This window comes from Vibrio sp. 10N.222.55.C6 (assembly GCF_041473395.1).
Classification (GTDB): Bacteria; Pseudomonadota; Gammaproteobacteria; order Enterobacterales; family Vibrionaceae; genus Vibrio; species Vibrio crassostreae_C.
This window is the reverse complement of the sequence record NZ_JBFRSD010000113.1, coordinates 1-421: the sequence shown is the minus strand read 5'-3', so window position 1 is coordinate 421 and position 421 is coordinate 1. Positions and strand designations below refer to the sequence as shown.

The 421-nt window shown below is 43.5% G+C and carries 1 protein-coding gene; it reads right to left on the bottom strand.

Annotation, left to right across the window (positions count from 1 at the left end):
- The coding region (locus tag AB4486_RS22795; RefSeq protein WP_372118763.1) for a GDP-mannose 4,6-dehydratase at positions 1 to 421 on the bottom strand (421 nt) is incomplete at both ends.

The following is a 421-nucleotide window of genomic DNA, read 5'->3' as shown; positions in this document are numbered from 1 at the left end:
CAGGCCATCTAATACGCGTGACCACCATTGTTTATTCTCTAAGTACCACTCGACTGTTTTACGAATACCTGATTCGAAAGTTTCTTCTGGCTTCCAACCCAATTCACGTTCAATCTTTGACGCATCGATTGCATAACGTACATCATGCCCTGGCCTATCAGTCACATAAGTAACTAAGTCAAGGTACTTACCCACACCTTCTGGCTTATTTGGCACCAACTCTTCAAGTAATGAACAGATCGTTTTTACAACATCAATGTTTGCTTTTTCATTGTGACCACCAATGTTATAGGTTTCACCTACCTCACCTTCAGTGACCACCTTGTACAACGCTCGTGCATGGTCTTCGACAAACAGCCAATCACGGATTTGCATACCGTTGCCATACACTGGCAGAGGTTTTCCATCGAGAGCATTCAAG